Annotated in this window: 17 protein-coding genes; 11 read left to right on the forward strand and 6 right to left on the reverse strand. The window is 60.4% G+C overall.

All coding sequences use genetic code 11. From position 1 onward, the window contains the following. Positions 1-16: 16 nt before the first annotated feature. Complete coding sequence (locus tag WH50_RS14385) at positions 17-826, reverse strand: YggS family pyridoxal phosphate-dependent enzyme (protein ID WP_110187932.1); 810 nt, start codon at positions 824-826, stop codon at positions 17-19. 94 nt (positions 827-920) lie between these two features. On the opposite strand from WH50_RS14385, the gene ptsJ reads away from it, so the two are divergent. The 5 genes from ptsJ to WH50_RS14410 all read left to right on the forward strand — a co-directional run bounded on the left by ptsJ (position 921) and on the right by WH50_RS14410 (position 4,194). After that, positions 921-2,216: a MocR-like B6 salvage transcription factor PtsJ gene (gene ptsJ / locus WH50_RS14390; RefSeq protein WP_110187933.1), complete on the forward strand. Its 1,296-nt coding sequence runs from the start codon at positions 921-923 to the stop codon at positions 2,214-2,216. A gap of 30 nt (positions 2,217-2,246) precedes the next feature. Next, a complete protein-coding gene (locus WH50_RS14395; protein ID WP_110187934.1) occupies positions 2,247-2,504 on the forward strand; it encodes a helix-hairpin-helix domain-containing protein in 258 nt (85 codons plus the stop codon). 73 nt (positions 2,505-2,577) lie between these two features. After that, on the forward strand, positions 2,578-3,306 hold the full coding sequence (locus WH50_RS14400) for a tRNA-uridine aminocarboxypropyltransferase (protein WP_243410122.1): 729 nt from the start codon (positions 2,578-2,580) through the stop codon (positions 3,304-3,306). A 19-nt stretch (positions 3,307-3,325) separates the two neighbouring features. Next, positions 3,326-3,793, forward strand: coding sequence for a DUF2489 domain-containing protein (locus WH50_RS14405; protein WP_165838433.1), 468 nt, complete (start codon positions 3,326-3,328; stop codon positions 3,791-3,793). A 26-nt stretch (positions 3,794-3,819) separates the two neighbouring features. After that, positions 3,820-4,194 carry a hypothetical protein gene (locus WH50_RS14410; RefSeq protein ID WP_104154442.1) on the forward strand — a complete coding sequence of 125 codons (375 nt, stop codon included), beginning with the start codon at positions 3,820-3,822 and terminating at the stop codon, positions 4,192-4,194. A 25-nt stretch (positions 4,195-4,219) separates the two neighbouring features. Here the strand turns inward: WH50_RS14410 and WH50_RS14415 are convergent, their stop codons facing one another. The 3 genes from WH50_RS14415 to WH50_RS14425 all read right to left on the reverse strand — a co-directional run bounded on the left by WH50_RS14415 (position 4,220) and on the right by WH50_RS14425 (position 6,345). Next, complete coding sequence (locus WH50_RS14415; protein ID WP_133251328.1) at positions 4,220-4,654, reverse strand: hypothetical protein; 435 nt, start codon at positions 4,652-4,654, stop codon at positions 4,220-4,222. Positions 4,655-4,710: 56 nt separating this feature from the next. After that, positions 4,711-5,085 carry a rhodanese-like domain-containing protein gene (locus tag WH50_RS14420; protein WP_110187937.1) on the reverse strand — a complete coding sequence of 125 codons (375 nt, stop codon included), beginning with the start codon at positions 5,083-5,085 and terminating at the stop codon, positions 4,711-4,713. Positions 5,086-5,199: 114 nt separating this feature from the next. Then, positions 5,200-6,345, reverse strand: coding sequence for a MalY/PatB family protein (locus WH50_RS14425; protein ID WP_110187938.1), 1,146 nt, complete (start codon positions 6,343-6,345; stop codon positions 5,200-5,202). Between the two features lie 33 nt (positions 6,346-6,378). On the opposite strand from WH50_RS14425, the gene WH50_RS14430 reads away from it, so the two are divergent. The 4 genes from WH50_RS14430 (at position 6,379) to rimI (ending at position 10,224) form a co-directional block, all read left to right on the forward strand. Next, complete coding sequence (locus WH50_RS14430; RefSeq protein ID WP_110187939.1) at positions 6,379-7,059, forward strand: DNA-3-methyladenine glycosylase; 681 nt, start codon at positions 6,379-6,381, stop codon at positions 7,057-7,059. Positions 7,060-7,222: 163 nt separating this feature from the next. Further along, positions 7,223-8,770: a 2-isopropylmalate synthase gene (locus tag WH50_RS14435; RefSeq protein ID WP_110187940.1), complete on the forward strand. Its 1,548-nt coding sequence runs from the start codon at positions 7,223-7,225 to the stop codon at positions 8,768-8,770. A gap of 88 nt (positions 8,771-8,858) precedes the next feature. Continuing rightward, positions 8,859-9,758, forward strand: a complete 900-nt coding sequence (locus tag WH50_RS14440) for a hypothetical protein (protein ID WP_133251329.1) — start codon at positions 8,859-8,861, stop codon at positions 9,756-9,758. Positions 9,759-9,774: 16 nt separating this feature from the next. Then, positions 9,775-10,224, forward strand: coding sequence for a ribosomal protein S18-alanine N-acetyltransferase (gene rimI, locus WH50_RS14445; RefSeq protein ID WP_110187942.1), 450 nt, complete (start codon positions 9,775-9,777; stop codon positions 10,222-10,224). Positions 10,225-10,283: 59 nt separating this feature from the next. Here the strand turns inward: rimI and WH50_RS14450 are convergent, their stop codons facing one another. Continuing rightward, complete coding sequence (locus tag WH50_RS14450; RefSeq protein ID WP_165838434.1) at positions 10,284-12,620, reverse strand: ATP-binding protein; 2,337 nt, start codon at positions 12,618-12,620, stop codon at positions 10,284-10,286. 48 nt (positions 12,621-12,668) lie between these two features. Then, on the reverse strand, positions 12,669-13,652 hold the full coding sequence (locus WH50_RS14455) for a substrate-binding domain-containing protein (protein ID WP_110187944.1): 984 nt from the start codon (positions 13,650-13,652) through the stop codon (positions 12,669-12,671). A 436-nt stretch (positions 13,653-14,088) separates the two neighbouring features. Here WH50_RS14455 and WH50_RS14460 point away from each other — a divergent pair, with 436 nt between their 5' ends. Together WH50_RS14460 and WH50_RS14465 are read left to right on the forward strand one after the other, a co-directional pair. Continuing rightward, a complete protein-coding gene (locus tag WH50_RS14460; protein ID WP_110187945.1) occupies positions 14,089-15,204 on the forward strand; it encodes a methyl-accepting chemotaxis protein in 1,116 nt (371 codons plus the stop codon). 48 nt (positions 15,205-15,252) lie between these two features. Next, positions 15,253-16,074 (forward strand): nitrate- and nitrite sensing domain-containing protein, encoded by an 822-nt coding sequence (locus tag WH50_RS14465; RefSeq protein ID WP_110187946.1) that lies wholly within the window; start codon positions 15,253-15,255, stop codon positions 16,072-16,074. The last annotated feature ends 42 nt before the right edge of the window (positions 16,075-16,116 follow it).

Below are 16,116 nucleotides of genomic sequence, written 5' to 3' on the forward strand. Positions count from 1 at the left end.
AGGCTGGGATGAGCTACTACTCACCTCCCGGCCAGTAGTAGCTGTCTGGCAGCGCGCGGGCACCGAAAATGGCCTGACCTACCCGTACTACGGTGGCTCCTTCTTCAATGGCGATTTCAAAGTCGCCGGACATCCCCATGGACAGCTCGTTCAGGCTCACACCGGGCGGGGTATCTGCTTGCAGCTGGTCACGCAGGGTACGCAACAAGCGGAAGCAGGTCCTGACGCGCTCACCTTCGGCCGAAAGCAGGGCCAGGGTCATCAGCCCCCTCACCTTCAGGGTAGGGAACTGGGGGAGAGCCTGAATGAAGTCCGCCACTGCCTCCGGCGGCAGGCCATATTTACTGGCCTCGCCTGAGGTGTTGACCTGCACGAACACATCCAGCTGGCGGCCTTCGAGCTGCAGGCGGCGGTCCAGCGCTTCGGCCAGACGCAGGCTGTCGAGGGCCTGGAACTCACTGGCAAAGCGGGCAACCAGCTTGGCTTTATTGGTTTGCAGGTGGCCAATGACGGACCACTGAACGTCGGTCAAATCACTGAGGTTCTGCCATTTGCGGTGGGCTTCCTGCGGTTTGTTCTCCCCTAATTGCCGACATCCTGCGGCATAGGCGAGGCGTATACTGGCTTCGTCCATGGTCTTGCTGACAGGCAGCAGCCTGACTTCCTGCGGCGAACGGCCGACCCGGGCACAGGCGCCGGCGATACGTTGTTGCACGGTAGCCAGATTGCGCTGGAAGTCTGCAACGCTCTGGGCCTTGGGATAGCGACCATGCAAGTCATGCTGCGGCTGCGTATCCAGAACTTCAGCGACATTTGATTCACTCACCGTTCAGTCCCTTTGCTGTGGAGTGGCGTGATAGAGGTAAACGCACTATGCTGCGTTTTGTCACAGTGCGAAGTATATATTGTCATAGGACAAAATGAAAATAGTTGGAAAAACCGCTGCCGAAATCTTTGACTGCATTCGGCTCATGACGCGTTCAAAGGCTTTACAGCCGGGCGACGCACTCCCTCCCGTTCGCGATCTGGCTGTTGCGCTTGAGGTCAACCGCAATACGGTCGCTGCCGCTTATAAGCGTCTGGTAGCGGCGGGTATTGCCGTCAGTCAGGGGCGGCTGGGGACGCTGATTCGGCAGACGGAAAACATGGTAGAGCGCGAGGGCGGGGTGCAGGGCTCGCCACTGATTGATGTTGCCAGCGGCAACCCCAACCCCCAGTGGTTACCGGATGTGGCCGCCGCTCTGGCGCAGCGACCATACCGCCCCCGGCTGTACGGTGAACCTACAGTGAATGCCGAGCTGGAGGCGTACGGTCGCCGCTGGATGGAGCCGGATTGTCCGACCGCAGGCGAGATCAATCTGACTCACGGGGCGGTCGATGCGGTCGAGCGACTGCTGGCGGCGGAGCTGGTTGGCGGTGACAGAGTTGTAGTGGAAAGCCCCTGTTTTCTCAGCAGTATCAATACGTTGCGGGTCGTGGGGCTGCTACCCGTGGGGGTAGCTGTCGACAGTGAAGGGATGTGCCCTGCGGGGCTGGCTGCCGCGCTGGAAGCGGGCGTGCAGGCGGTGGTGCTGACGCCACGGGCACATAATCCGACAGGTTGCAGCCTCAGTGCCGGGCGGGCGGCACAGTTGCAGGCTTTGCTGGCGCAGTATCCCCATGTCCTGATCATCGTCGATGATCATTTTGCGCTGTTATCCAACCAGCCTTATCACTCGGTCATTCCAGCTTCGGCAGAGCGCTGGGCTCTGATTCGCTCGGTGTCCAAGGTGCTGGGGCCGGACATGCGGCTGGCGCTGGTGTGCAGCGATGCCCAGACCTCGCGAAGACTGCGTCTGCGGCTGGTCAGTGGCACCAACTGGGTCAGCCACCTGTTGCAGGATGTGGTGCTGGCCAGTCTGACCTCACCGTTGTTTGAACCGCAGATCAGCAAGGCAAAAGCCGATTACGGGCAAAGGCAGCAGTGGCTGCGTCAGGCATTGCAGCAGCACGGGTTGCAGGTGCCAGCCAGCTGTGATGGTCTGAACCTGTGGTTACCCTTGCAGCAAGAGGCACAACCGCTGGCTCATGCCCTGGCACGTCGGGGCTGGCTGGTGCGTAACAGCGAGCCGTTCTGTCTGGATGAAATCGTTGCAGGGTTACGTCTGACCATTGCAACACTGGATGAACCGCAGGCGCAAAAGCTGGCAGAAGATATCAGGGCTTGTCTGGGCTAGGTTGCAGCAGACGCTTACGAGGAGAGGGAAATGCCTTTCAGTGCAGAAGAACGGCAGGTACTGCTGGCGGTCAAGGGTGTCGGTGGCACGGTGATACAGCGCTTTGAAGCGCTGGGAATAGAGTCGCTGGCTCAGCTGGCCGGATGTGACAGCCGGCAGATACTGGAGCAGGTTGCTTCAATGCTGGGCAGCTCCTGCTGGAAAAACAGCCCGCAGGCGCGAGGGGCGGTCGAGGCTGCCATTGCCAGGGCACAACGGGCGACTCAGGACGTGCTCGTGGCGGAATAAGCGTGGCGCAGGGACGCTGACCGGGGCGCAAATTGCCCCCGTCAGCGGCCACGACTATCATAGGCGGCTTTGTTTGCCGACGACCTTATCCATCATGCTCAAATACCATCCCGCGGCATCGGTGCCTGCCGATGTGCCCCGTAAGCCTTTCAATGCCCGTGGTGCCAATGTGCGCCGCTGTCAGGCGTGCCAGTTGCCAGAGCAAGGCTGTATTTGTGCATATAAAGCCACTGCGGCGGCTGACTGCGAGTTCTGGCTGATCATGCATCATGATGAGCTGTTCAAACCTTCCAATACCGGGCGACTGATTGCTGACGTCCTGCCCACCACTGAAGTATTCGAGTGGAGCCGTATTGATCCGCCGGCCGCGTTGCTTGAACGTCTGGCGGATGAGCGTTATCAACCTTATCTGGTGTTTCCTGCTGACGAACCTGAGGATCAGGCGCGACTGCTGCCGTTCCAGCGTCAGACGGGAAAAACACCGGTATTCATTCTGCTGGATGGCACCTGGCGTCAGGCGCGACGAATGTTTCGTCACAGCAAGTGGCTGCAGTCGTTGCCGCTGATCAGTTTTACTCCCGAGCGCAGCTCCGGTTATGGCCTGCGAGAAGCCGCAGAGGAAAGCCATCTGTGTACTGCGGAAGTGGGCGTCGAATTGCTCAAGCTGGCCGGTGAGCCCGCAGCAGAAGTGCTGGCGCATTATTTCTATGTATTCAACGTGCACTATCTGGCGGGGCGTCGTGGCACCCATCAGGACGATGCCGAAGCCAGTCGGCAGTGGCTGCTGGCGCAGCAGGCGTGAACGGAGCATTGAGGTAAGTATGACGTTAACGACAATTCTGACCGTGCTGGGGCTGGTACTGATCGTGGTACTGCTGCCGGTGGTGCTCAAACTCTGGCGTGATGACCGCCAGCGGGTGGCGGCACAGAAGGAAGCTGAACAGGCGCTGCTGAAGCAGGTGGAAGAACAGCGCGCCTATGTTATCGAGAGCGTGCGGGTGATCACCTCGGCGATGCGTGACGGACAATGTGAGCTGACAGAAGGCTGCTTGCGACTCAAGGGGCTGCTCGACAATACCTTCCCTGAATTGCTGCAGCACCCTGATCTGCAGGTACTGGAGACGGTGTGGCAGCGCACGGAACATATTCCACGCAAGGAGGCGTTCAAGCGGCTGGAGCTGAAAAAGCGCCGGGTGCACTGGAAGGCCATGGATGAGATGGAAGCTGAGCTGCAGGAGCCTATTCAGCGTGCGGTCAGCCATCTGCAGGCACAACGCTGGACCACCTGAGCCGGGCAGCGGGAGCGAGCAGCACTATGCCATTTATTGCTATGTTTGGTCTGACCCTGATCGTGATCCTGCTGTGTCTGTGGGTCTTCACCCATATGGGCGTGCCTTCTTACCGCCCCTCGCGGGCGAAGGTGGAAGCGTTACTGCAGGGGGTGGTGGATGGCTACACCCGGCGGGAAGAGTGGGAGCTGTTCCTCGGCTATCCCATTCACTATGACCCGGAGCTGGAGCAGATTCGGGTGCGTTGTGTGGCGCTGGAGGAAGGCGATGATGACCATCCGCCGTTTCCCCATGGCCTCAATGGTTACCTGTACAACCGTGCCGGGCGAGCCAGAGCTGAACACATTCTGCGCAGTGTCAAACTGCTGCGCAGCAAGGAGCTGGAGCAGCGCGAGTTCTGAATCAGTGTGCCCGGCGCAAGCGGAATCAGGGCTCGCTGCTATCTGACTGCTGATGCAGTGTCTGATAGTTACCACCGTAATCAATATGGATGTAGTCGGCGTTGGCCAGATCTCTGGCGACGTCCCCGGCGTAGTCATCACTGGCGCAGTAGTATTTGCCACTGCTGTCAGCATCGATGCCCTGTTGCTGCATCTGCTCTACCAGATCCTGATAACTGGCGATCACGCTGGCCTCCGTGCTGCCTTCGAGAATCACCAGACAGCGACGGTGCTCACGTTTGGCACGGTCGTGGTCATACTTGCTTTTGGCGCTGTCACTGCTGGCCAGCTGCAGGCCGGTCAGGCGGTTGCCCGCCATGGCGCTGTTATCCCCAGTGGCGGTCGAGGCTAGCACCGGGGTGGTTATCCACAGCCCCGTCAGCAGGCTGGCGAACACCACTGCCGTTGTTGTTCTGGTCACGTCTGTACCTTCCTCTCAGAGCGCCTGCTACCGTTGGATAGCGAGCGGCAATGATGTCAGCGATTGGGAATGCGTGGGCGCAGTTCACGGAACCCACCACCGTTTATGACATGCTGATAGCCCGCCTGTTCCAGTGCCTGACGGGCAATCTCTGCACGACGACCTGATGCACAGTAAAGCACCACGGTCTGCTCTTTGCTGATGCCCTGTTCGGCAAAGCGGGCGACGACCTCTTCGTAGGGAATATGGCTGGCCTGTGGCACATGGCCCTGAGCGTATTCTTCGGCACTGCGCACATCCACCACCAGCGCACCGCGCTTGACCATGCTGGCCGCGTAGACAGGGTTACCCTCGGCCTGCACCGTGGTGCTGACGGTTCCGCACAGTAACGAGCAGAGCAGGGAGGCGATAGCAGGCAGGCGATACTTCATACATGTTGTCCTTAACTGAAACGGGAAACGTGTGTGGCCACGACAGTCTGTGCTTGCGGCCAGCAGGTCGCGTTATCAAGCCACCTGCTGACCACCCTATCGCTAAGTGGGCGCTTAACGCTGGCTAACCGCCTGTTCGATGCGATCCAGTGCCTGTTTGAGGACATGCATGGTGCAGCCAAAGTTGAGGCGGACAAACTGCTTGTTGCCGAAGTCGGCACCGGGTGACATGCCCACGCCGTGCTGTTCAAAGAACTGTTGTGGGTTTTCGACCCCGAGACCACTGGCATCGATCCAGGCCAGGTAGGTGGCTTCGATGGGCTGCAGTGTCAGGCCGGGGATAGCGTTGATGCGCTCGACACAATAGTCGCGGTTCTTGCGCAGGTAGCCCAGCTGGCTGTGCAGCCAGTCATCACCGTCCTGATAGGCCGCTTCGGCCGCGGTGTAGGCCAGCAGGCTGACATCGGGGACGATGCCTTTGCGGGCGCGGTTAAATTTCTGCCGCAGGGCATCATCGCTGATGATGGCAAAGGAGCAGCCGAGACCGGCGATATTGAAGCTCTTGCTGGGGGCCATCAGGGTAATGGTGCGTCTGGCGATGGTGTCATTCAGACTGGCCAGCGGTATGTGCTGTAGGCCGGGTTCCAGCAGCAGATCACAGTGGATTTCATCGCTGCAGATGTAGCCGTCGTAGCTCTCACAGATATCGCCCAGCTGCAGCAGTTCCTCATGGGTATACACCGTGCCGCCGGGGTTGTGCGGGTTGCAGAACAGCAGCAGCGCACCGGGGCCGGCTTGCTGCAGCTCGGTTTCCAGCCGGGCAAAGTCCAGTACCCAACGTTGCTCCTGCAGCTGCATGGGGACCTTGGTCAGCTGGCGTTCCGACAGCAGCGGGGCGGTGACGAAAGGAGGATAGATCGGGCTGGGGCTGAGGACATGCCCACCCGGTACGACCAGACTGCGGCAGGCCAGATGCAGCCCCGGTACCAGCCCGGGCAGATAGACGATCCATGCCGGGTCGATCTGCCAGTCATACAGACGCTGCATGCGCTCGACGATCAGTGTGGTCAGGGTCGTGGGTGGTTGGGTATAGCCAAAAACACCGTGGTCGACACGTTGCTTGAGGGCATCGATAATGGCGCCTGGCACCACAAAATCGGTATCGGCGACCCACATCGGTAATACATCACTGCCGTGGTATTTGTCCCATTTGGAACTGAAAGTACCCTGGCGGTTAACCGGTTTGTCGAACCTGTGCATTTTCTTTTCCCTGTCTCTTGTTACCTGTGACCGATGATACTCCCAGCCTCCTTTTTCGCCCAACCCCCGCTCCTGCTGGCGCGTGCGCTGATCGGCAAAATCATTCGCCACCGTGTCGGTGATCAATGGTTAGCAGCGCGCATTATCGAGACCGAAGCCTATGACCGCCGTGACCGTGGCAGCCATGCTTCACTCGGCTATACCGAAAAGCGCAAGGCGCTGTTTATGGCGCCGGGCACGCTCTATCTCTATTACGCCCGCGGGAAAGACTCACTCAACTTCAGTGCCGAAGGGGAGGGCAACGGTGTGCTGATCAAGTCAGCACTGCCGTGGAGTGACAGCCTGAGCCCGGCCAGCAGTCTGCAGCAGATGCAGCAGCTCAACCCGGACAGCAAGGGGCTGCCGCGCCCCCTGACCCGCTTGTGCAGTGGTCAGACGCTGGTATGCAAATCACTGGGGCTGACCGTCAGGGAGTGGGATCAGCAGGCTCAGCATCCGCAGCGGCTGCGGGTGGAGGATGTGGGGTATACGCCGGTTGCACTGTTGCAGAGTGTGCGTCTGGGTATTCCGCCGGGGCGTGATGAACACCTGCTGTGGCGCCTGATCGACCGGGCCGAGGCGCGTCACTGCACCCAGAATCCGCTAACCCGGCCGCAACTGCCGTGCCATGAGATTCTGCCCGGGCAGCCGCTGGTGGTCAGTGAGCCGGAGTAGCCTCCGCCGGCGTTAAAGCCAGCATCTGCCTGCGGTTTGAGGCATAATGGCAGCCCCTTGCGGGAGTGGTGGCAACAGCTGCATAAACACGCTCATACAGACAATAAGACTGCACGCATGGCCCGCGCCTGACAGCCCTGCATGTACTGGTGGAGATACCGTGATGACCGATTCCAACCGCGTAATTATTTTCGATACCACCCTGCGTGATGGGGAGCAGAGCCCGGGTGCCTCCATGACCCGTGATGAGAAGGTCCGTATCGCCAAGCAGCTGGAAAAGATGCAGGTGGACGTGATCGAAGCGGGCTTTGCCATGGCCAGCGTGGGCGATTTTGAAGCCGTGAAAGCCGTGGCCGATGCGGTCAGGGAAAGCCGGGTCTGCTCGCTGGCCCGTGCTCTGGATGCCGACATTGACCGTGCCGGTGAGGCCCTGCGTGGCGCCAGTGCCGGACGTATTCACACCTTTATCGCCACCTCGCCCATCCACATGAAGTACAAGCTGAAGATGGAACCGGATCAGGTGGTGGAAAACGCCGTACGTGCCATCCGCCGTGCGCGCAACCTGATGGACGATGTGGAGTTCTCGCTGGAGGACGCCAGCCGTACCGAGTTTGATTTCATGTGCCGGATCGTCGAGGCGGCCATTGCCGCAGGTGCCCGCACCATCAATATCCCTGATACCGTGGGCTATGCCCTGCCGGAAGAGTTTGGCCATACCATTCGCCGCCTGGTTGAAAATGTGCCCAACAGTGATCAGGCCATCATCTCTGTGCACTGTCACAATGATCTGGGTCTGGCCGTCTCCAACTCCATCTCTGCGGTGGCCAACGGCGCCCGTCAGGTGGAATGCACCATCAATGGTCTGGGCGAGCGGGCCGGTAATGCGGCGCTGGAAGAATTCGTCATGGCGCTGCGCACCCGTCACGATGCCATGCAGCTGACCACGGGCATTGTCACCGAGCAGATCGTCCCTGCTTCACGTCTGGTTTCCACCATTACCGGTTTCCCGGTGCAGCCCAACAAGGCCATTGTGGGTGCCAATGCCTTTGCCCATGAGTCCGGCATTCATCAGGATGGCGTGCTCAAACACCGTGAAACCTATGAAATCATGACGGCCCAGAGCGTCGGCTGGCACACCAACCGCATGGTGCTGGGCAAGCACTCCGGCCGCAATGCCTTCCGCTCACGCCTTGAGGAGCTGGGCATCAGCTTCGCGACCGATGCCGAGCTGAATGAAGCCTTCCGCCGCTTCAAGGAGCTGGCTGACAAGAAACACGATATTTTCGACGAAGACTTGCAGGCGCTGGTCAGCGAGCAGCGCGCAGCTGAAGACATGGACGAAGCCTTCCGCCTGACCTATATGAGCGTCACCTCGCAGACAGGGGAAGTACCTGTGGCCACCGTCGCCCTGATGACCGCCAGTGGCGAGGAAGTGAAGAGCACGGCCGAAGGTTCCGGCCCGGTGGATGCCACGTTCAAGGCCATCGAGAAGATTGCCGAGTCAGGCGCCACGCTGGAACTTTACTCCGTCAATGCCATCACCTCCGGCACTGACTCGCAGGGTGAAGTGACAGTCCGTCTGGAGAAAGGCGGTCGCATCATCAACGGTAACGGTGCCGATACCGACATCGTTATTGCCTCGGCCCGGGCCTATATCAATGCGCTGAACATCATGCTGTCCAATCGCGAGAAAGCGCACCCTCAGGTGTGAGGGGCGCGTAGCGCGTCATGAATTAAGAACGTGTTCACCTCTGCTGAGCACGTTCTGCCAGTGCTCAGCAGAACAGCAGCCCCAAGAGATGGAAGAGAGGCCAACAGTGGAAACGGCAACGACCGCCCCCATGCGTCCGCAACCTACAATCGATGAAAGCCAGCGCCAGGCGTATCTGGAGGTGATGGGCATTGAGAGTTGGGTACCGCGTACGGTGCTGCCCGGCGCTGCGCCTTCGCTCTATTTCGAGTGGGACTGGGACGGTTCCAAGGCATCGACAGCAGAGGTGGTGGCCCAGCCACCGGCAGCCGTGCCCGGCGTGGCAGCGATAGGCGAGCGTGCGCCCGCTCCGGCTGTGGTGGTGCACAGCGAGTCTGTACGTGCCGAGCTGGCGCCTGCGGTGGCCACACCGCCTCCTGTCACTACTGCACCGCAGCCCGTGCCTGCCAGCCCGGTGCGCGAACGTACGGCTGCCAGTGCGGAACCCGGCGAAGTGCCGGAGTTTCATCTGGCCTGCATGGTGTTCTCCGCCGGGGTGGTGCTGACCGAGCTGCCGCTGAAGATGCGCGCACTGGGTGAGCAGCATCTGACACTGCTGGTGAATCTGCTGACGGCGGTGTCGGGCCGTCGCGAAACGCTTGGCAAGATCAGTTACTTCCGCTGGCCGATGATCCGTACCCGCGGGGTGGATCAGTCTGCAGCGGTGGCACAGCTCACGCTGCAACGCTGGCTGGATAAACTGCGACCTGAACAGCAACCGGCACTGCTGGTGCTGGGCGAGCAGGCGATCCGCCACTGTCTGCAACTGGACCCTGAGGAGTGTGACTGGCGTCAGCTGCATGCTGCCGAAGGGTGGGAGGCGGTGGCAGTCAGCCACGGGCTGCATGCCCTGCTCAATATTCCTTCGCTCAAGGCGGAAACCTGGCAGCACGTGCAGGCGTTGCGCCAGCATCTCGCTTCCCGGAACGTACTCACTACCCCTCACTGACGTCAGATCAATCACCATGTCTATCGTTATCCGGGCGCTGGACTCCAGTGCTCTGCCACAGGTAGCTGCCGGTGCGGCGCAGACGTTTCGCCATCCCTGGTCTGCCGCCGCCTTTGCCGATAGCCTCAACTGCGGGTACTGCCTGCTGGGCATTGAGGTCGACCAGCAGCTGGCCGGCCATGCGCTGTTTTCTCAGGTGCTGGATGAAGCCGAACTGCAGACCATCGCCATTTATCCGCAGTGGCAGCGACGCGGACTGGCGCGTCTGTTACTGCGGCAGGGGATAGAACAGCTACGGCAACAGGGTGTCGTGCGTCTGTTGCTGGACGTGCGGGCTGGCAATCACGCCGCGATCTCTCTCTACGAGTCACTGGGTTTTGTGCTCGATGGCCGCCGCAAGGGGTATTACCCGGCGGAGGAAGGTGACGGAGTGGAAGATGCCCTGCTGATGAGCCTGATGCTTTAACGCGCAGTCGTATTCCTGAAGCACTCAGGCTGAGCCGCGTATCGCATGGGTACGGGGAGCTAGGCCGTGTGTTCTGGTGGTGGCGCAGGCTGGTTCTGCTCTGGCACCCCGATGGCGACGGCGGCGGGTTTATCCTGATAAATCCACTGCAGTTGCAGCACCTCGCCGAGTGCCTGACACAGAGTGCGCTGGCGGATCGGCTTGGCCAGCAGACGCACCGCACCGGCCGCCAGACAGCTGGCCTCTTCTTCTGAATGGGCAGAGACAATCAACACCGGCACCGCCGACAGGGTCGGATGCAGACGCAGACGCTGGGTCGCTTCCAGACCGTTCAGCACCGGCATGCTGATGTCCATCAGGATGGCATCGGGGCGGCGCTGTTCCGCCCTGTGAATGGCTTCCAGACCATCGGCTGCCTGACTGGTGGTAAAGCCGATGGCGTGCAGCATATGGGTGAGGATGGCACGATTGGTCACCACATCATCCACCACCAAAATATGCCGCCGCTGACCTAGATAGCCGACCACCGTCTGTTGACTGATGGCAGGCACTTCGGTGGCGCGCACGTCGGGCAGCAGTAGCTCAAAGCTGAACAGACTGCCCTGACCAGCCTGACTCTGCACCTCGATATCCCCTCCCATCAATTGCACCAGCTGGCGGCTGATAGCCAGACCGAGGCCGGTGCCGCCTCGTTGCTGCTGGTCGCCAACCTGCTCGAAGTCGTTGAACAGCAACGGCAGATGTTCTGCAGCAATGCCGATGCCGGAGTCGGCCACTTCAAAACGTACGTGGTCGGGGCGGCTGCGGCTGACGCGCAGGCAGACGTACCCGCGGTCAGTGAATTTGATGGCATTGCCGAGCAGGTTGAGCAGCACCTGCTGCAGGCGAATATCATCCACCATCACATGGTTGGGAATATCCCCGACCACGCACTGCAGATCGATATCCTTGTGTTCAATGCGTACCCGGATCAGTTCGGTTATCTTGCCCAGCAACTGCGGCAAGTTGATGGTGCGGGGCATCAGGTTGAGTTTGCCCGCTTCGGCCTTGGACAGATCCAGTGCGTCGTTGATCAGTGTCAGCAGATATTCGCCACTGAACAGGATGTTATCCAGCCCCTGATTGAGTTGCTCGACGGAGGTGCTGCTTTTCAGAATCTGCGCATAGCCCAGAATGGCGTTCAGCGGCGTGCGCAGTTCATGATTCATGTTGGCAAGAAAACGGCTCTTGGCTTCGTTGGCTGCTTCTGCCTGCCGACGTGCCCGGGACTCCTCATCGGCCCGTTGTTGTGCTGAGAGGTTCACCACAAAGGCCCAGCCGCGGTGGTGGGTGTTGTGCAGAAAGGCGCCACCGATCAGCACCGGGATCGTCTTGCCATTGCGGTGGTAGAACAGCTTGCGGTAGGGCTGGCAGTAGCCATGACGCTGGAACTCTTCCTGCGCTTGCTGATCCACACTGCCACACTCCTCCGGCGTCAGGTTTATCCAGTTGAGCTGATGATCCAGCAGCTCAGCACGGCTATAGCCGATCGTCGTGAGAAAGTTATCGTTGGCATCGGTGATGCTGCCATCAGTCTCCCAGAAAAAGATACCGATGATGTTGCTGTCGATGATCCAGCGCAGCCGCTCCTCGCGATCGCGCAGGGCCGCAGCGGTGGCCTGCAGTGCACGGGTGCGCTGCTGAATGCGGTCACTCATCTGATTGATGCCCTGTTGCAGCAGGCCCAGCTCATCCTGATTGCTGGCACTGCTCAGCTGAAACAGGGTGCCGGCCTCGATCTGCTGCATGCCCTCCAGCGTCTGCCTGATTCGCCCCAGATACTGGCGGCCAAACACCTGAAAGACAATGAAGCTGGAAATCAGCACGGCGAAGGTGATCAGCCCGACCAACTGCAGAAAGGTGTTTTTCACCTGTCGCAGTTCGGCCATGTCGATGGAAATACCAATCAGCCAGTTGAGGGTGGGGATGCGCTGAAAGGCGGTGAACTGCTCGTCATGATCCTGATCATTTTGCAGTGACGAGGCGTGTACCCAGACGCCATGATGCTGATTAAACATGGTATTGACCGGCGCGGATTCCAGGGCCGCACCGCTTTCCAGCACAGGGTGGTAGACCACACGCTGACCGACACCGTCGACGATAAACAGCTGCGCCGTGCTGAAGTGCTCCAGCGCCTGCAACCGGCTTTGTTGCTGTTGAGCCTGCCTTACTGCGGCGCGCAGGCCGGAGCGGTTGAGATCCTGCAGGATGGCCTGACTGGCATTCTGCAGCTCCAGCATCTGCAGCTGTTGCTGAAAGTGCAGCACTAGCCGGTCGATCATGGTGCTGCCGACAATCACCACGGCGGTGGTCATCAACAGCACCATCGCCAGCGACAGCATACTCAGACGGGTCATGATCTTCATTGTCAGAACCACCCAGCAGACGGTCGTTGCTTCACTGCATCAGAAGTCATACAGATCGACATTGTCCCGGGTAAATACCAGCACCGGCAGATGCACCTGCATGCTGGTGTCATCGCCGCGCGGGGTCAGCAGGCCAAGGTGCCCGGCGGCAAAAGGCTGACCGGCGTGCAGCTTGCCCTGCAGCAGGTTGTAGGCGCTGTAGACGGTGAGGTAGCCGTGATCGGGCGCATTCCACAGCAACACCTTGTGCACTACTCCGCGCTTGAGATAGGGACGCATCTGATTAGGGGTGGAGTTGCCGACCAGAGTGACTTTTCCCGCCAGTCCTGTTTCTTCCAGCGCCCGGGCGGCTCCGGGCAGATTGGGTGCGCCGAGCGCGATCAGCCCTTTCAGCTGGGGGTAGGTACTGAGCAGATCACGGGTGACGCGATAAGACTCTTCCGAGCTTTCCCCGGCCGGGCGGATATCAACAATTTTCAGGCCGGGGTTGTGGGCGTAGAGGTGGCTCTTGATGGCGGCAATCCAGTTGGACTGGTTGGGGGCGTAGAAAGTCGTGGTGATAATGGCCACCTCGCCGCTATGGCCCATCTGCTCCACCAGCGCATCGACCAGGGCGGTGCCGAAGGACTGATAGTCGACCAGATTGACGAAAAATTCGCGCAAGTCGGTATCACCGTCCCAGCTCATCACATGAATGCCAGCGGCCTGCGCCTGTTGCAGTACCGGCACGATAGCAACCGGATCGTTGGCGGCCACGGCAATGACGTCGGGGTGACTGGGAATATAGTGCTCGATCAGCTCGATCTGCTTCTCTACCCGATCCAGCGTGGGGCCAGCCCAGATCACCTGCAGGTCCGGCAGTTCGGCGGCGGCCTTGTCGATGCCCTGTTTTACCGCATCGTAATAGCTGATGCCCACCAGTTTGGGGATAACCACCAGCGTATGGGTCGGCGCGGCCTGGCTGATCTGCAGGGTGGCTGCGATCAGCATCCCCCCGGCCAGTCTGACAAGCGCAGCCAGCATGGCTGTTCTCCTCTCAAGGGTAGCTTCTAGCAAGCTTAGGAAGAGGGGCGATGTTCGTCCACCTATGCGGGAAGGCCTGACGTCATGGGGGGTGAATTTGCGGCTCTGCGATCAGAACACCGGCCCTTAATGGCCTGTCCTGGGGCCAATTCACGAGCTACTGGGCACATTCTCAGGTGCGCGGTATTGGTGCGCAGCACTGTCTGTTACGGCGCAGAAAAGGATCTGAATCTCACCCTAAACCCCCGGTGCTGGTCCTGCTGAGGTGGCTTTCAGGCAGTTTTCCTCGGGGAGCGGCGGGCTGGTTGCGTGGTACGGACTTTGCTGACGCTTAGCTGATTGTGAAAGGGTTATCGGGCCAGAATGGCTCTGGCCGAACATAGCTTCTGAGGGAGGGGCGCCATTGCACCACAGCTGCCTGAGCAAGGGGAGCAGGATGGGACTGTCGTTTGTCATCCTGCTGTTGGTGACCGGTATCGGTCTTATTCTGATGAGGCTGACAGAGCCCGGTCTGCTGCTGATCGTGCTGGCCGTCACACTGTTGTCAGCCGGGCTGTGCAGCCTGTGGCGTGATCTTCGACAGTTGCAGCACTGGGCCGAGCGGATGGCCAGTGACGCCGCACCCCGGCAGGACGGGGTGACTCCGCTGTTACCGGGAGTACTGCAACCGCTGGCCCAGCCACTGGCCAGTGCCATGCGCGAGATGCAGCGGCGACAGCAGGAGGCCCTTGATCGCGTGGCGGAGATCAGCTATTCCACCCAGGAGCTGTCCCGCGCCGCCAGTCAGCTGGCCGACAACACCCAGCGTCAGTCGCAGGCGACTTCTTCCAGTGCGGCGGCGGTGACGCAAATCAGCCATAGCATCGATGACATCAATCAGCGTATCAGTCATACCCGTGATGCGTCCGAAGCCTCCCGCAGCCTGACCGCGGCCGGTATGAATGCGCTGGGTGCTTCGCGGCAGGCGGTGGAGCAGGTGGCCACGCTGGCCCGTCAGGCCGCCGGTGAAGTGGGCAGTCTGGAGCAGCAGACGGCGACTGTGGCTGAGCTGTCAGCGGCCATTCGTGATATTGCCGCCCAGACCAACCTGCTGGCGCTCAATGCCGCCATCGAAGCCGCCCGGGCCGGGGAAATGGGCCGGGGCTTCGCGGTCGTCGCCGATGAGGTACGGCACCTGGCGCAACGTAGCCACGAATGTGCCAATCACATCACCAGCAGCATTGATCAGGTCCAGACGCAGATGCTGCGGGTGCGCGAGCAGATGCAGCAGGTACTGGCCAGTGGCGACAGCTGTGTCCTGTCGGCCACTGAGGCCGAGTCGGCCCTGCTGCGTATCCGTGAGCAAAGCGACAGCATTGCTGATCAGATTCATACGGTGGTGGTGGCCTTTGAGCAGCAAAGTGCCGCGACCCGCGATATTTCCCGCCATATCGAAGAGGTGGCCAGCGTGTCCACGGCCAATAGCGACATGGCCGAACAGACCTCACGGATTACCCATCATATCTATCAGCTGACCGGTGCCAACGGGCGCCAGCCGCTATCACAGCAGTGACCTTTACATCCACCATTTCACACACCTTGCGGGGAGGAACGCGCCACCATGAGCTGGACAACCTGGGCAATGATCGGCATCGGTCTGGGGCTGCTGAGTGCGCTGGCAGGCTGGTTCTGGCGGCAACAACGACGCCAGCAGCAACAGGAATTGCTGACAGGTGTCCGTCTGATTCAGGCGATGCGCACGCTGCTGGCTCACTTCCAGCAGCATCGTGGATTCAGCACCGGGCTGCTCAATGGTGATACATCGCTGGCGGGGGAGCTGGAAAAGTTGCAGGGTGCGATCCGTCGCGATATTCAGGAGCTGCTCGCCATCGATAGCTGGCTGACCGGTAATGAGCGCTGGCAGGGCATGGCCGATCACTGGCAGCGACTGCAGGGCGGCTACCGGCAGCTGCAAGCCGAGCAGAACCTGCTGCAGCACAACCGGCTGATCACCAACCTGCTGTATCTGATGGAAGACACCGGTGAGTGGTTTGGTCTGACGGCCCTGGCACAGGCTGGCAGTGAACAGATGCGGCGCATCTGGCGTGATCTGCTGCAGGCCGCTGAAAATATCGGTCAGGCCCGGGCACTGGGCATCGGTGTGGCCGCTGCGGGGTGCTGCAGCAGCGTCGCCCGTATCCGGCTGAGTTACCTCCGTAGTCGCATCCAGCTGGCGCTGGAATCAAGCCTTCAGCACGTCAACGCCAGTGGGGATGACCGTGCTCAGGTGCAGGCCTTCCTGCGGCTGATTGATGAACAACTGCTGGTCGAGCGGGTCAGTATCAGCCCCAGGGATTACTTTCAGCAGGCTACGCAGGTGCTGGAGCGCCTGTATGCGCTGTTTGATCAGGAGATGGATGGGCTGCGCAGCCGCCTGAGCTGAGAACTTGCTCACGATCTGAAAACACGTTCTGAACACAGTGCC

Source organism: Pokkaliibacter plantistimulans, from assembly GCF_003194385.1.
GTDB classification, from domain to species: domain Bacteria; phylum Pseudomonadota; class Gammaproteobacteria; order Pseudomonadales; family Balneatricaceae; genus Pokkaliibacter; species Pokkaliibacter plantistimulans.

Coding starts and splice junctions, on each gene's coding strand:
- ptsJ (WP_110187933.1), top strand. CDS start 921: ATGAAAATAGTTGGAAAAACCGCTGCCGAAATCTTTGACTGCATTCGG.
- WH50_RS14395 (WP_110187934.1), top strand. CDS start 2,247: ATGCCTTTCAGTGCAGAAGAACGGCAGGTACTGCTGGCGGTCAAGGGT.
- WH50_RS14405 (WP_165838433.1), top strand. CDS start 3,326: ATGACGTTAACGACAATTCTGACCGTGCTGGGGCTGGTACTGATCGTG.
- WH50_RS14410 (WP_104154442.1), top strand. CDS start 3,820: ATGCCATTTATTGCTATGTTTGGTCTGACCCTGATCGTGATCCTGCTG.
- WH50_RS14420 (WP_110187937.1), bottom strand. CDS start 5,085: ATGAAGTATCGCCTGCCTGCTATCGCCTCCCTGCTCTGCTCGTTACTG.
- WH50_RS14425 (WP_110187938.1), bottom strand. CDS start 6,345: ATGCACAGGTTCGACAAACCGGTTAACCGCCAGGGTACTTTCAGTTCC.
- WH50_RS14430 (WP_110187939.1), top strand. CDS start 6,379: ATGATACTCCCAGCCTCCTTTTTCGCCCAACCCCCGCTCCTGCTGGCG.
- WH50_RS14435 (WP_110187940.1), top strand. CDS start 7,223: ATGACCGATTCCAACCGCGTAATTATTTTCGATACCACCCTGCGTGAT.
- WH50_RS14440 (WP_133251329.1), top strand. CDS start 8,859: ATGGAAGAGAGGCCAACAGTGGAAACGGCAACGACCGCCCCCATGCGT.
- rimI (WP_110187942.1), top strand. CDS start 9,775: ATGTCTATCGTTATCCGGGCGCTGGACTCCAGTGCTCTGCCACAGGTA.
- WH50_RS14450 (WP_165838434.1), bottom strand. CDS start 12,620: ATGACCCGTCTGAGTATGCTGTCGCTGGCGATGGTGCTGTTGATGACC.
- WH50_RS14455 (WP_110187944.1), bottom strand. CDS start 13,652: ATGCTGGCTGCGCTTGTCAGACTGGCCGGGGGGATGCTGATCGCAGCC.
- WH50_RS14460 (WP_110187945.1), top strand. CDS start 14,089: ATGGGACTGTCGTTTGTCATCCTGCTGTTGGTGACCGGTATCGGTCTT.
- WH50_RS14465 (WP_110187946.1), top strand. CDS start 15,253: ATGAGCTGGACAACCTGGGCAATGATCGGCATCGGTCTGGGGCTGCTG.